Origin of the sequence: Enterobacter sp. 22452 (genome assembly GCF_052045065.1) — a bacterium.
Classification (GTDB): Bacteria; Pseudomonadota; Gammaproteobacteria; order Enterobacterales; family Enterobacteriaceae; genus Enterobacter; species Enterobacter mori.
Genome location: NZ_JBQEOB010000011.1, coordinates 41,392 through 54,969 on the forward strand (window position 1 = coordinate 41,392; position 13,578 = coordinate 54,969).

Here is a 13,578-nt window from a genome sequence, read left to right on the forward strand (position 1 = left end):
GGCTTTTCTTTGTGCTATAGTAGCGCCCCTTTTCCACCAGATGCTTAAAACTTCGCCATGTCGTCAGAACTACAGACTGCTTTCCCCGCACACCGTTTCTCCATTGCGCCGATGCTCGACTGGACGGACAGACACTGCCGTTACTTCCTGCGTCAGCTCTCCCGCCATACGCTGCTGTATACCGAAATGGTGACCACCGGGGCAATTATTCACGGTAAGGGCGACTATCTGGCCTATAGCGAAGAAGAGCATCCGGTTGCGCTGCAGCTGGGCGGCAGCGATCCGGCCGCGCTGGCGCAGTGCGCGAAGCTGGCCGAAGAACGCGGCTATGACGAAATAAACCTGAACGTGGGTTGCCCGTCCGATCGCGTGCAGAACGGCATGTTCGGCGCGTGCCTGATGGGCAACGCGCAGCTGGTGGCGGACTGCATCAAAGCCATGCGTGACGTCGTCTCTATCCCGGTGACGGTCAAAACCCGTATCGGCATTGATGACCAGGACAGCTACGAATTCCTGTGCGATTTCATCAATACCGTTGCCGGAAAGGGCGAGTGCGAGATGTTCATCATCCACGCGCGTAAAGCCTGGCTTTCCGGCCTCAGCCCGAAAGAGAATCGCGAAATCCCGCCGCTGGACTACCCGCGCGTATACCAGCTGAAGCGCGATTTCCCGCACCTGACGATGTCGATTAACGGCGGCATCAAGTCTCTGGAAGAAGCGAAAACGCATCTGGCGCATATGGATGGCGTGATGGTCGGGCGTGAGGCGTATCAGAACCCCGGTATCCTGGCGACGGTCGATCGTGAGATCTTTGGTGTTAAAGATGCAGATACCGATCCGGTGGCGGTCGTGCGTGCCATGTATCCGTATATTGAGCGTGAGCTGAGCAATGGCACCTATCTTGGCCATATCACCCGCCATATGCTTGGCCTGTTCCAGGGTATTCCGGGCGCACGCCAGTGGCGTCGTTACCTGAGCGAGAACGCGCACAAAGCCGGAGCCGATATTGACGTGCTCGAGCATGCGCTGCGCCTGGTGGCAGATAAGCGATAAATTTCACTAAAAGATCGTCAAATTCACCACGCCCCGCCCAACGTTGCGGGGCGTTTTGCTTTCAGAACAATACGTTACGTTTGGCATGATTCTTGTAATGCTTTCTGCATCATTCGGGGCTCGTGGGAGAACACCATGCTGGAACTACTTTTTGTGATTGGCTTTTTTGTGATGCTGATGGTGACGGGCATTTCGCTGCTCGGCATTCTCGCGGCGATCGTTGTGGCGACGGTGGTGATGTTTATCGGCGGGTTATTTGCGTTGACGCTCAAACTGTTACCGTGGTTGCTGCTGGCTGTCGCGGTGGTATGGGTGATACGGGCGATTAAATCGCCAAAAGTGCCCAGTTATCAGCGCAATAACCGCTTCCGTTACTAAGGTATTGAGGGGTTCGTCACATACTTGTAACTTTTCCGGCAGCATGCCTTAGAACAGAATAGGATTTACTTATCGAATCTGTCACTATGACTGCCGCTAAAGAATTCATCGAGCTGTACCCTACATACAGCCGAACTAAAAAAAGAAAGGGCTTCCCACGGGAAGCCCAATTTCTTTTTAGGGCCTAGGGGATCAGCAGGCTTGAGCCCTGCGTCGCCCGGCTTTCCAGCACCTCATGCGCGCGCTGCGCATCGGTCAGGGCGTATTTCTGCGCATCCGCCACGTCCACCTTGATCACACCGCTGGCGATCAGCGAGAACAGTTCGTTGCTGGCTTCCTCCAGTTCTTCCCGGTTGGTGATGTATCCTTGCAGGGAAGGGCGAGTCACATACAGAGAACCCTTCTGGTTCAGAATGCCCAGATTAACGCCGGTTACCGCGCCTGACGCATTCCCGAAGCTCACCATCAGACCACGGCGCTGCAGGCAGTCCAGCGAGGCTTCCCAGGTATCTTTCCCCACCGAGTCATACACGACCCGCACTTTTTGACCGTGCGTGATCTCTTTTAGCCGTTCAGCAATGCTCTCTTCACGGTAGTTGATTACCTGCCATGCACCGGCCTGCAGCGCACGCTGTGCTTTCTGGGCGCTGCCGACGGTGCCGATAAGCTTCGCGCCCAGCGCCTTCGCCCACTGGCAGGCGATCAGCCCTACGCCACCCGCAGCGGCATGGAACAGGAACTGCTCGTCGGGTTTGATTTCATAGGTTTTGCGCAGCAGGTAAAAGACGGTCAGTCCTTTCAGGAATGAGGCGGCAGCCTGTTCAAAAGAGATGGCATTAGGCAGAAGGGCGGCTTTGTCCGCCGGGACGTTATGAACGGAGCTGTAAGCCCCCAGGGCAGACTGCGCATACACCACGCGGTCGCCCTCTTTGATATGTTTAACGGCGCTGCCAATTTTGATGACCACGCCAGCCGCCTCCGTTCCCAGCCCGCTTGGCATCGACGGAGGTGGGTAGAGACCGCCGCGAATGTAGGTGTCGATGTAGTTAATGCCAATCGCTTTGTTTTCAACCTGGATTTCATTTTCGCCAGGTGCGGCGGGGGTAAACTCCACCGCTTTAAGCACCTCTGGTCCACCGTGTTTCTGGAATTCAATGCGCGTTGCCATGCTCCCTCCGTAAGAAAAATATGGTAATCTTTCGACCCACTCTTTATCTCGGTAACTCCATTCACTATGGCAGGAAACAAACCCTTCAACAAACAGACTGAACCCCGCGAACGTGATTTCCAGGTCGCCGGGTTAAAAGTCCCGCCGCACTCGATTGAAGCGGAACAGTCGGTGTTGGGCGGTTTAATGCTGGATAACGAACGCTGGGACGACGTCGCCGAGCGCGTCGTGGCGGAAGATTTCTACACCCGTCCGCACCGCCATATTTTTACCGAAATGGCTCGCCTGCAGGAGTCGGGTAGCCCGATCGACCTGATCACGCTCGCAGAATCGCTTGAGCGACTGGGACAGCTTGATAGCTGTGGCGGGTTCGCCTACCTGGCAGAACTGTCAAAAAATACGCCAAGTGCCGCGAACATTAGCGCTTACGCCGACATCGTGCGTGAACGTGCCGTTGTGCGCGAAATGATCTCGGTAGCGAACGAAATTGCCGAAGCCGGTTTTGATCCGCAGGGCCGCTCCAGCGAAGATCTGCTCGATCTTGCCGAATCCCGCGTCTTTAAAATTGCCGAAAGCCGTGCAAATAAAGACGAAGGCCCAAAAAACATTGCCGATGTGCTCGACGCTACCGTTGCGCGTATCGAACAGCTGTTCCAGCAACCGCACGATGGTGTAACCGGCGTAAACACCGGCTATGACGACCTCAATAAGAAAACCGCCGGTCTGCAGCCGTCGGATTTGATTATCGTCGCCGCGCGTCCGTCGATGGGTAAAACCACTTTTGCAATGAACCTCGTTGAAAACGCGGCGATGTTGCAGGATAAGCCGGTGCTGATCTTCAGTCTTGAGATGCCCTCCGAACAGATCATGATGCGTTCCCTGGCGTCGCTGTCGCGCGTGGATCAGACCCGCATTCGTACCGGTCAGCTCGACGATGAGGACTGGGCGCGTATTTCCGGCACCATGGGTATTCTGCTGGAAAAACGGAACATCTATATCGATGATTCCTCCGGCCTGACGCCGACGGAAGTGCGCTCCCGCGCCCGTCGTATTGCCCGCGAACACGGCGGCATCGGCCTTATCATGATCGACTACCTTCAGCTGATGCGCGTCCCGTCGCTCTCCGACAACCGTACGCTGGAAATTGCAGAGATTTCCCGCTCGCTCAAGGCGTTAGCCAAAGAGCTGCACGTGCCGGTGGTGGCGCTGTCGCAGCTTAACCGCTCGCTGGAACAACGTGCCGACAAGCGCCCGGTCAACTCCGACCTGCGTGAATCCGGCTCCATCGAGCAGGATGCCGACTTAATCATGTTCATCTACCGTGATGAGGTTTATCACGAGAACAGCGACCTGAAAGGGATTGCTGAAATTATTATTGGTAAGCAACGTAACGGCCCCATCGGTACGGTACGTCTGACCTTTAACGGACAATGGTCGCGCTTTGATAACTATGCGGGACCGCAGTACGACGACGAATAAGGATTTTACATGCAAGCGGCAACTGTAGTGATTAACCGCCGCGCTCTGCGACACAACCTGCAACGTCTGCGCGAACTGGCACCCGCCAGCAAGCTCGTTGCAGTCGTGAAAGCGAACGCTTACGGACACGGTCTTCTCGAGACCGCGCGAACGCTCCCCGATGCCGACGCCTTTGGCGTCGCCCGTCTTGAAGAAGCTCTCCGCCTGCGCGCGGGCGGCATTACCCAACCGATTCTGCTCCTTGAAGGTTTTTTTGAAGCGTCGGACCTGCCAACCATTGCCGATCAGCATCTGCACACGGCGGTACACAATGAAGAACAGCTTGCGGCACTCGAAACCGCCGAGCTGAGCGAGCCGGTGACCGTGTGGATGAAGCTCGACACGGGCATGCACCGTCTGGGCGTGCGCCCGGAAAACGCAGAAGCGTTTTATCATCGCCTGTGTCAGTGCAAAAACGTGCGCCAGCCGGTGAATATCGTCAGCCATTTTGCTCGCGCCGATGAACCGGAGTGTGGTGCGACAGAGAAGCAGCTCGATATCTTCAACACCTTCTGCGAAGGCAAGCCGGGGATGCGTTCCATTGCGGCTTCCGGCGGCATTCTGCTGTGGCCGCAGTCGCACTTCGACTGGGCTCGCCCGGGCATTATCCTTTACGGCGTGTCGCCGCTGGAGGGCAAACCCTGGGGGCCAGATTTCGGTTTCCAGCCGGTGATGTCCCTTGTCTCTAACCTGATCGCCGTGCGCGAGCATAAAGCCGGTGAGCCGGTGGGTTACGGCGGCACATGGACCAGTGAACGCGATACGCGCCTGGGCGTAGTGGCGATGGGGTATGGTGACGGTTATCCGCGTGCCGCACCGACGGGTACGCCGGTTCTGGTCAATGGTCGTGAAGTGAAAATTGTTGGTCGCGTCGCGATGGACATGATCTGTGTTGACCTCGGGCCGGAAGCGCAGGACAAAGCAGGCGATGCAGTGGTGATGTGGGGGGAAGGTTTGCCCGTTGAACGCATTGCTGAATTAACGAAAGTGAGTGCTTACGAACTTATTACACGCCTGACCTCGCGGGTGGCAATGAAGTACATCGACTAACACCTCTTACCAGGGAAGGACAATGTCCCCTTCAGAAATCGCTGCATGTCTGGCTTACGCGCTCTCCGTTTGGCTGGCTGCCAGAAATAACATCCATACGTGGTGGATTGGCATCATAGGCAGCGGGCTTTACGCCTGGGTCTTTTATTCTGTGCAGCTTTATGCGGACGTTTCCCTCCAGTTTTACTTCATCATCACGAGCATAACGGGGTGGATACACTGGCTTAAAGGGCACCGTGGGGATGTATTACCTGTTCGCCGAACCAGGCCCGGGCATATTGTTATTTTGCTTGCCTGCGCCACAATCGTGGCGGCGGGGTACGGACTGATATTGCATCTCTACACCAATGCCTGGGCGCCTTGGCTGGACTCCCTTATTTTAACATTCAGCATTCTTGCGCAGTTCATGTTGATGGGACGGCGTCTGGAAAATTGGTACGTGTGGCTGGCAGTAAACACGCTGGCAGTTCCGCTGTATGCGACAAGAGAGCTGTATCTGACGGCCGGTTTATACCTGGTGTTTTGGTGTAATGCCTGGCACGGGCTGTATCAATGGCGTAAGGAAATACGGACGCAATGAAGCGTTACGCAACCGGCCTGGTCGTGGGCAAATTTGCACCTTTACATTTAGGTCATGAAGCGCTTATTCATGCAGCGCTTGCGCAGTGCGAGACGGTCGTTATCATCAGCTATTCATCGCCGGAAATACCGGGCTACGAGCCAGAAAAGCGACTTCACTGGTTACAAACGCTTTTTCCTCAATGCCGCCACCTTGTGCTGTCTCAGCAGGTGATGGCGACCCACGATATTGCGCCACCGCCACCGAATGACGCTGGCGACGACCTCCATCGTCATTACGTTGCCACGCTGTGTGAAGACGTTCTGCACTGTCAGCCACAGGTGGTATTCACCGCCGAAGACTACGGTGATGGCTTTGCCGTTGTGTTAAGCCAGCGTTTCGGTCAGCCGGTTACACACATACGTCTTCAGCGGCCACAGGGGCCGGAAGCCCCGTCGGGAACACGCATACGCTCTGATGTTCACCGCTACCGTCAGATGATGTCCCCTGAGGTTTATCGCAGCTTTGTTTTTCGTATCTGCTTATTAGGCGGCGAATCGACGGGTAAAAGCACGCTTTCTCAGGCGCTCTCGCAAACCTTAAACGCCCCGTATGTAGCAGAGTTTGGTCGCGAACACTGGGAGGCAAAGAACGGCGTGCTGGAGAAGGACGATCTGCTGCATATTGCCCGGGAGCAGGTGCGCAGAGAGGAATTAGCCTGCACAGCTCCGTACCTGGTGTGTGATACCTCGCCTTTAACCACCCTGTTCTATATGCTCGACCAGTTCGGCAGCGCGCCGCAGGAGCTCATGGCGTTAGCAGAACGAGACTATGCTCTGGTCGTACTCTGTGGCGATGAGTTTCCTTTTGTGCAGGATGGCACCCGGCAAGGCGAGGCGTTTCGCCGTCGACAACAGGCATGGTATGAAGCAGAGCTAACACAGCGAAAGATACCGTTTTTGCGCGTACGGGGCTCGTTGTCGGAGCGCATCGCTCAAATTTGCCAACATATCCCGTGGCCGGGCTGATATCGCTCTCGACCTTCTCCCACTTCCGGTTTATTGTTGAAATCCCTGCCTCATCGAATTCCGGAGAACCATCGCGTGTTTCAGAAAGTTGACGCCTATGCCGGCGACCCTATTCTCTCCTTAATGGAGCGTTTCAAAGAAGATCCTCGCAGCGACAAAGTGAACCTCAGTATTGGTCTGTATTACAACGAGGATGGCATTATCCCTCAGTTGAAGGCCGTTGCTGAAGCGGAAGCGCGTCTGAACGCTGTTCCGCACGGTGCCTCTCTTTATCTACCGATGGAAGGACTAAATGCCTACCGCAATACCATCGCGCCGCTGCTGTTTGGTGCCGATCACGCGGTGCTCGCGCAAAAACGCGTGGCGACCATCCAGACGCTGGGCGGCTCGGGTGCGCTGAAAGTGGGGGCCGACTTCCTGAAAAAATATTTTCCGGATTCAGGCGTATGGGTCAGTGACCCGACGTGGGAAAACCACGTCGCGATCTTCGAGGGCGCAGGCTTCAAAGTGGCGACCTATCCATGGTTCGACAGCGAAACCAACGGCGTGCGCGTTGAAGCGCTGCTGGAAAAACTGAACACGCTGCCTGAGCGCAGCATTGTGCTGCTGCATCCGTGCTGCCATAACCCGACCGGTGCGGATCTCACCAATGCCCAGTGGGATGCCGTGATTGAGGTACTGAAAGCCCGCAACCTGATCCCGTTCCTCGACATTGCCTATCAGGGCTTTGGTGCGGGCATGGAAGACGATGCTTACGCCATCCGCGCCGTGGCCAGCGCCGGGCTGCCAGCGCTGGTTAGCAACTCCTTCTCCAAGATCTTCTCGCTTTACGGCGAGCGCGTGGGCGGTCTGTCCGTGGTGTGTGAAGACGCCGAAGCGGCGGGTCGCGTGCTGGGTCAGCTCAAAGCAACGGTGCGCCGCATCTACTCCAGCCCGCCAAACTTTGGTGCGCAGGTGGTGGCGACGGTTCTCGGTGACGAAAAGCTGAAAGCGTCCTGGCTTGCTGAAGTGGAAGCAATGCGTAAGCGCATTCTGTCGATGCGTCAGGAGCTGGTTAACGTCCTGAAAGAGGCCGTGCTGGGACATAACTTCGACTATCTGCTCAAGCAGCGCGGAATGTTCAGCTACACCGGACTGAGCGCGGCGCAGGTCGATCGCCTGCGCGAAGAGTTCGGCGTCTACCTGATCGCCAGCGGTCGTATGTGCGTGGCGGGTCTGAATGCCAGCAACGTCCAGCGCGTAGCGCAGGCGTTTGCCGCTGTAATGTAAGTACTCACTTACTCCCTCACCCGTGGGAGAGGGCCGGGGTGAGGGCATCAGGCCGCTCAGGAATCTTGCCCGGTGGCGCTTTGCTTACCGGGCCTACGGGCTGGGTGTTCTCCCTCTCCCTGTGGGAGAGGGTTGGGGTGAGGGCATCAGGCTGCTCAGGTCTATGTCACGCTCTGTGATCGTCTTCTTTTTATTCAGCTCCATAAGCAAAAACTCCTTCCCTTCACCTCCCGCTGGGGTTATGGTCGGATAGTTTTTTGACCATTCGCTCAAATTAAAACGATAACAGACTGAATATTCAGGGGAAAATATGCGCAAGATCACACTGGCGCTCAGCGCCGCCTGCTTATTGTTCTCGCTTAATAGCGCCGTCGTCGCGCGTGCTTCTGCACCGACGCCACTTTACACCGGTACCACCGCCGCCATTCTTGCCGAGCAGGCACCCATTCACTGGGTCTCTGTGGCACAAATCGAAAACAGTCTGGTAGGCCGTCCGCCGATGGCCGTTGGCTTCGACATTGACGATACCGTCCTGTTCTCGAGTCCGGGCTTCTGGCGAGGCAAAAAAACCTGGTCGCCAGACAGCGAAGCGTATCTGAAGAACCCGGAGTTCTGGGAAAAAATGAACAACGGCTGGGACGAATTCAGCATCCCGAAAGAGGTGGCCCGCGCGCTGATCGCCATGCACGTTAAGCGCGGCGACAGCATTTACTTTGTCACCGGACGGAGCCAGACCAAAACGGAAACCGTTTCAAAGACGCTCCAGGATGATTTCCTGATCCCGGCTGCCAGCATGAACCCGGTTATTTTTGCGGGTGATAAAGAAGGGCAAAACACCAAAACCCAGTGGCTGGAACAGAAAAATATCAAAGTGTTTTATGGTGATTCTGATAATGACATCACCGCCGCGCACGACGCAGGAGCCAGAGGGATCAGGGTATTACGCGCCTCTAACTCGACGTATCGCCCGCTGCCGATGGCCGGAAAGTTTGGCGAAGAGGTGATCGTCAACTCGGAGTATTAAGTACACGGCAGCGAGTTTGACTCTTTTTTAATCAAATCTCGCTGCTTCGGGTTTTACCTTTCGTCTTCTTGCTGCACACTTAGAAAGATTCATCTTTCATCACGGAGCAGCACATGTGGTATCAACAGACCCTGACCTTAAGCGCTAAATCACGCGGATTTCACCTGGTGACGGATGAAGTCATCGGGCAACTCCGCGATCTGTCGCGCGTCAGAACGGGTTTGCTGCATCTGTTGCTTCAGCACACGTCCGCCTCTCTCACGCTTAATGAAAATTGCGATCCCACCGTCCGGTCCGACATGGAGCACCATTTTCTGAAGAGCGTCCCGGACAACGCGCCTTATGAGCATGACTATGAGGGGGCTGACGACATGCCTTCGCATATTAAATCTTCTTTGCTGGGCGTATCGTTGATGCTGCCGGTTCACAATGGACGGCTGGTATTGGGAACGTGGCAGGGGATCTGGCTGGGAGAGCATCGCATTCACGGTGGTTCGCGTAAAATTATCGCCACGCTACAAGGGGAATAAAGATGACAATTTCGGAGATACTTCAGTACTGCATGAGCAAGCCGGGCGCGGAGCAAAGCGTCCACAGCGACTGGAAAGCCACGCAGATTAAGGTGGGTGATGTGCTGTTTGCGATGGTGAAAGAGGTGGAAGGCCGTCCGGCGGCGTCACTAAAAACCAGCCCGGAGCTGGCCGATTTATTGCGTCAGCAGCACGATGATGTCAGACCAAGCAAGCATCTGAATAAAGCGCACTGGAGCACTGTGTATCTCGACGGTTCCATTCCCGGGTCGCAAATTTACTACCTGGTGGACGCGTCCTATCAGCAGGCGGTTGAGCTGCTGCCGGAAACGACCCGACAGCAACTCTCCGTGTGACGATTACAGCAATGGTTTAAGGAAGCGCGCGGTGTGCGAGGCTTCGCACTCTGCAACGGTCTCTGGCGTGCCGGAGACGAGGATTTCACCGCCGCCGCTGCCGCCTTCCGGGCCGAGATCGACAATCCAGTCCGCGGTTTTAATCACGTCCAGGTTGTGCTCAATCACCACGATAGTGTTGCCCTGATCGCGCAACTGATGCAGCACCTCGAGCAGCTGCTGGATGTCGGCAAAGTGCAGACCGGTCGTCGGTTCATCAAGAATGTACAGCGTCTGACCGGTGCCGCGTTTTGATAGCTCACGCGCCAGCTTCACGCGCTGCGCTTCACCGCCAGACAGCGTGGTGGCGGACTGTCCCAGACGAATGTAGGTCAGGCCCACGTCCATCAGCGTTTGCAGCTTACGCGCCAGCGCAGGGACGGCGTCAAAGAACTCGCGCGCCTCTTCGATGGTCATGTCCAGCACTTCGTGAATGGTCTTGCCTTTGTACTTAATCTCCAGCGTTTCGCGGTTATAGCGCTTGCCTTTGCACTGGTCGCACGGCACGTAAATATCCGGCAGGAAGTGCATCTCAACCTTGATCACGCCATCGCCCTGGCACGCTTCACAACGACCCCCGCGTACGTTAAAGCTGAAACGTCCTGGCGTATACCCGCGCGAACGTGATTCCGGTACGCCCGCAAAGAGTTCACGTACGGGCGTGAAGACGCCGGTATAGGTCGCCGGGTTAGAGCGCGGCGTACGGCCAATCGGGCTCTGGTCGATGTCGATAACCTTATCGAAATGCTCCAGCCCTTGAATGTCGCGGTACGGCGCAGGCTCGGCCAGCGTCGCGCCGTTCAGCGCCGTCTGCGCAATTGGGAACAGCGTATCGTTGATCAGCGTCGATTTACCGGAACCGGACACGCCGGTGATACAGGTAAACAGGCCAACCGGCAGCGTCAGAGTGACGTCTTTCAGGTTGTTACCGCGTGCGCCGGTCAGCTTCAGCACTTTTTCCGGATCTGCCGCTACGCGCTGTTTCGGCACTTCAATTTTGCGTTTGCCGCTCATGAACTGGCCAGTCAGCGACTCAGGCACCGCCATGATGTCTTTCAGCGTACCTTCCGCAACCACCTGGCCGCCGTGCACGCCAGCACCCGGACCGATGTCAATCACGTGGTCAGCGGCGCGGATCGCATCCTCGTCGTGCTCGACCACGATGACCGTGTTGCCGAGGTTGCGCAGGTGAACCAGCGTGCCGAGCAGACGCTCGTTGTCGCGCTGGTGAAGGCCGATGGACGGCTCATCAAGCACGTACATCACGCCTACCAGACCGGCGCCAATCTGGCTCGCCAGACGGATACGCTGGGCTTCACCGCCGGAGAGCGTTTCTGCTGAGCGGGAAAGCGTCAGGTAGTTCAGGCCGACGTTCACCAGGAACTTCAGGCGATCGCCAATCTCTTTCAGCACTTTTTCGGCGATTTTCGCGCGCTGACCGGAGAGCTTCAGGTTGTTGAAGAAGTCCATCGCGTGGCCGATGCTCATGTCTGAGATGGTCGGCAGCGCCGTGTTTTCCACAAACACGTGGCGTGCTTCGCGACGCAGACGCGTGCCCTCACAGGTGGCGCAGGAGCGGTTGCTGATGAACTTCGCCAGCTCTTCACGTACCGCGCTGGATTCGGTCTCTTTGTAGCGGCGCTCCATATTGTGCAGCACCCCTTCGAACGGGTGGCGACGCACGGAGGTATCGCCGCGATCGTTCATGTACTTGAACTCGATGTTCTCTTTACCGGAACCGAACAGGATCACTTTGTGCACGTTTGGGCTCAGGCTCGCCCACGGCGCTTCAACGTCGAACTTGTAGTGTTCTGCCAGCGATTTCAGCATCTGGAAGTAGTAGAAGTTACGCTTGTCCCAGCCGCGAATGGCACCGCCCGCCAGCGACAGCTCCGGGTTTTGGATCACGCGGTCCGGGTCGAAATATTGTTGAACGCCCAGACCGTCACACGTCGGGCAGGCTCCGGCCGGGTTGTTGAAGGAGAACAGACGCGGTTCCAGCTCGCGCATGCTGTAGCCGCAAATCGGGCAGGCAAAGTTGGCGGAGAAGAGCAGCTCTTCCGCTTTCGGGTCGTCCATGTCGGAGACCACGGCCGTGCCGCCAGAGAGTTCCAGCGCCGTTTCAAAGGACTCCGCGAGACGCGTGGCGAGATCGTCACGCACCTTAAAGCGATCAATGACCACTTCGATGGTGTGCTTCTTCTGCAGCTCCAGCTTTGGCGGATCCGACAGGTCACACACTTCGCCGTCAATACGGGCGCGGATATAGCCCTGGCTTGCCAGGTTTTCCAGCGTTTTGGTGTGCTCGCCCTTACGCTCTTTAATGATCGGTGCCAGCAGCATCAGGCGTTTGCCTTCCGGCTGCGACAGCACGTTATCCACCATCTGGCTTACGGTCTGGGCCGCCAGCGGGACGTCGTGGTCCGGGCAGCGCGGCTCGCCCACGCGGGCATACAGCAGACGCAGGTAGTCGTGAATTTCGGTAATGGTACCGACCGTAGAACGCGGGTTATGCGAGGTGGACTTCTGCTCAATAGAGATCGCAGGGGACAACCCTTCAATATGGTCGACATCCGGTTTTTCCATCAGCGACAGGAACTGACGCGCGTACGCGGAGAGTGATTCAACGTAACGACGCTGTCCTTCGGCATACAAAGTGTCGAAAGCCAGTGAGGATTTGCCAGACCCCGAAAGCCCGGTCACGACGATGAGTTTGTCGCGAGGGATTATGAGGTTGATATTCTTGAGATTGTGGGTGCGGGCGCCCCGAACTTCGATCTTATCCATTCACCTTTCCCGGTTGGAACACGGATTGCCTGATTTGTTTGAAGGACAAACGGCTGTCAGAAACGGCTAATTATGACACAATTTAACCTGTTTGAATATACAGTATTGGAATGCATTTTCTGATTGGCTGTGTAACAATGTCGAGTTCGCGAGAGATTTCTGAACCGACTACGCAACTATGCAAATTGTGGCGTGGAAATGGTACACTCGCGCGTTTACACTATTAAGAAACGTATTCAGGAGACACGAACATGGCCAGCAGAGGCGTAAACAAGGTGATTCTCGTCGGTAATCTGGGCCAGGACCCGGAAGTACGCTACATGCCGAGTGGTGGCGCAGTTGCCAACATTACGCTGGCTACTTCCGAATCCTGGCGTGATAAAGCGACCGGTGAGATGAAAGAGCAGACCGAATGGCACCGCGTTGTGCTGTTTGGCAAACTGGCCGAAGTGGCCGGTGAGTATCTGCGTAAAGGTTCTCAGGTCTATATCGAAGGCCAGCTGCGTACCCGCAAATGGACCGATCAGTCCGGCGCTGAGAAGTACACCACGGAAGTCGTGGTTAACGTGGGCGGCACCATGCAGATGCTGGGTGGCCGTCAGGGCGGTGGCGCACCGGCAGGTGGCGGTCAGAGCCAGCAGCAGGGCGGTTGGGGTCAGCCTCAGCAGCCGCAGGGCGGCAACCAGTTCAGCGGCGGCGCCCAGTCCCGTCCGCAGCAGCAGTCTGCTCCGGCCCCGTCTAACGAACCGCCAATGGATTTCGACGACGACATTCCGTTCTGATCAACGGATGCGAAAACAAAAAACCCAGACATCGTCT

Annotated in this window: 13 protein-coding genes; 11 read left to right on the forward strand and 2 right to left on the reverse strand. The window is 56.5% G+C overall.

The annotated features are described in order from the left end of the window. The first annotated feature begins 57 nt into the window (after window positions 1–57). Together dusA and pspG are read left to right on the forward strand one after the other, a co-directional pair. The gene (gene dusA, locus ACTJJA_RS21810; protein WP_440669195.1) at window positions 58–1,053 is read left to right on the forward strand and encodes a tRNA dihydrouridine(20/20a) synthase DusA; all 996 of its coding nucleotides are present in this window, start codon (window positions 58–60) and stop codon (window positions 1,051–1,053) included. 135 nt (window positions 1,054–1,188) lie between these two features. Beyond that, entirely contained in the window at window positions 1,189–1,431 is a 243-nt protein-coding gene (pspG, locus tag ACTJJA_RS21815) for an envelope stress response protein PspG (RefSeq protein ID WP_109492555.1), read from the forward strand. Between the two features lie 184 nt (window positions 1,432–1,615). Here pspG and ACTJJA_RS21820 read toward each other — a convergent pair whose 3' ends face one another. After that, window positions 1,616–2,599 carry a quinone oxidoreductase gene (locus ACTJJA_RS21820; protein WP_440669196.1) on the reverse strand — a complete coding sequence of 328 codons (984 nt, stop codon included), beginning with the start codon at window positions 2,597–2,599 and terminating at the stop codon, window positions 1,616–1,618. A 66-nt stretch (window positions 2,600–2,665) separates the two neighbouring features. Between ACTJJA_RS21820 and dnaB the strand changes: the two genes are divergently transcribed. The 8 genes from dnaB (at window position 2,666) to ACTJJA_RS21860 (ending at window position 9,933) form a co-directional block, all read left to right on the forward strand. Beyond that, on the forward strand, window positions 2,666–4,078 hold the full coding sequence (dnaB, locus tag ACTJJA_RS21825; RefSeq protein ID WP_042718383.1) for a replicative DNA helicase: 1,413 nt from the start codon (window positions 2,666–2,668) through the stop codon (window positions 4,076–4,078). 9 nt (window positions 4,079–4,087) lie between these two features. After that, window positions 4,088–5,167, forward strand: coding sequence for an alanine racemase (alr, locus tag ACTJJA_RS21830; protein ID WP_126546116.1), 1,080 nt, complete (start codon window positions 4,088–4,090; stop codon window positions 5,165–5,167). A 22-nt stretch (window positions 5,168–5,189) separates the two neighbouring features. Then, a complete protein-coding gene (pnuC, locus tag ACTJJA_RS21835) occupies window positions 5,190–5,747 on the forward strand; it encodes a nicotinamide riboside transporter PnuC (RefSeq protein WP_440669197.1) in 558 nt (185 codons plus the stop codon). After that, window positions 5,744–6,754 carry an AAA family ATPase gene (locus tag ACTJJA_RS21840; protein ID WP_440669198.1) on the forward strand — a complete coding sequence of 337 codons (1,011 nt, stop codon included), beginning with the start codon at window positions 5,744–5,746 and terminating at the stop codon, window positions 6,752–6,754. Before pnuC ends, ACTJJA_RS21840 begins: the two co-directional genes overlap by 4 nt. A gap of 75 nt (window positions 6,755–6,829) precedes the next feature. Continuing rightward, window positions 6,830–8,023, forward strand: coding sequence for an aromatic amino acid transaminase (tyrB, locus tag ACTJJA_RS21845; protein WP_440669199.1), 1,194 nt, complete (start codon window positions 6,830–6,832; stop codon window positions 8,021–8,023). A 310-nt stretch (window positions 8,024–8,333) separates the two neighbouring features. Beyond that, complete coding sequence (gene aphA, locus ACTJJA_RS21850) at window positions 8,334–9,047, forward strand: acid phosphatase AphA (RefSeq protein WP_172701648.1); 714 nt, start codon at window positions 8,334–8,336, stop codon at window positions 9,045–9,047. 113 nt (window positions 9,048–9,160) lie between these two features. Further along, complete coding sequence (locus ACTJJA_RS21855; protein WP_172701649.1) at window positions 9,161–9,577, forward strand: secondary thiamine-phosphate synthase enzyme YjbQ; 417 nt, start codon at window positions 9,161–9,163, stop codon at window positions 9,575–9,577. Window positions 9,578–9,579: 2 nt separating this feature from the next. After that, complete coding sequence (locus tag ACTJJA_RS21860) at window positions 9,580–9,933, forward strand: MmcQ/YjbR family DNA-binding protein (protein WP_023310053.1); 354 nt, start codon at window positions 9,580–9,582, stop codon at window positions 9,931–9,933. A 3-nt stretch (window positions 9,934–9,936) separates the two neighbouring features. On the opposite strand, the gene uvrA is transcribed toward ACTJJA_RS21860, so the two are convergent. Continuing rightward, the gene (gene uvrA, locus ACTJJA_RS21865) at window positions 9,937–12,759 is read right to left on the reverse strand and encodes an excinuclease ABC subunit UvrA (protein ID WP_108418088.1); all 2,823 of its coding nucleotides are present in this window, start codon (window positions 12,757–12,759) and stop codon (window positions 9,937–9,939) included. 251 nt (window positions 12,760–13,010) lie between these two features. On the opposite strand from uvrA, the gene ssb1 reads away from it, so the two are divergent. Further along, on the forward strand, window positions 13,011–13,541 hold the full coding sequence (ssb1, locus tag ACTJJA_RS21870) for a single-stranded DNA-binding protein SSB1 (protein ID WP_023310055.1): 531 nt from the start codon (window positions 13,011–13,013) through the stop codon (window positions 13,539–13,541). Window positions 13,542–13,578: the final 37 nt, after the last annotated feature.

Excerpts from the sequence above, each read along its gene's own strand:
- ACTJJA_RS21840 (WP_440669198.1), top strand. The coding sequence starts at position 5,744 with ATGAAGCGTTACGCAACCGGCCTGGTCGTGGGCAAATTTGCACCTTTA.
- alr (WP_126546116.1), top strand. The coding sequence starts at position 4,088 with ATGCAAGCGGCAACTGTAGTGATTAACCGCCGCGCTCTGCGACACAAC.
- ACTJJA_RS21855 (WP_172701649.1), top strand. The coding sequence starts at position 9,161 with ATGTGGTATCAACAGACCCTGACCTTAAGCGCTAAATCACGCGGATTT.
- ACTJJA_RS21820 (WP_440669196.1), bottom strand. The coding sequence starts at position 2,599 with ATGGCAACGCGCATTGAATTCCAGAAACACGGTGGACCAGAGGTGCTT.
- ACTJJA_RS21860 (WP_023310053.1), top strand. The coding sequence starts at position 9,580 with ATGACAATTTCGGAGATACTTCAGTACTGCATGAGCAAGCCGGGCGCG.
- aphA (WP_172701648.1), top strand. The coding sequence starts at position 8,334 with ATGCGCAAGATCACACTGGCGCTCAGCGCCGCCTGCTTATTGTTCTCG.
- dusA (WP_440669195.1), top strand. The coding sequence starts at position 58 with ATGTCGTCAGAACTACAGACTGCTTTCCCCGCACACCGTTTCTCCATT.
- dnaB (WP_042718383.1), top strand. The coding sequence starts at position 2,666 with ATGGCAGGAAACAAACCCTTCAACAAACAGACTGAACCCCGCGAACGT.
- ssb1 (WP_023310055.1), top strand. The coding sequence starts at position 13,011 with ATGGCCAGCAGAGGCGTAAACAAGGTGATTCTCGTCGGTAATCTGGGC.
- pnuC (WP_440669197.1), top strand. The coding sequence starts at position 5,190 with ATGTCCCCTTCAGAAATCGCTGCATGTCTGGCTTACGCGCTCTCCGTT.
- uvrA (WP_108418088.1), bottom strand. The coding sequence starts at position 12,759 with ATGGATAAGATCGAAGTTCGGGGCGCCCGCACCCACAATCTCAAGAAT.
- pspG (WP_109492555.1), top strand. The coding sequence starts at position 1,189 with ATGCTGGAACTACTTTTTGTGATTGGCTTTTTTGTGATGCTGATGGTG.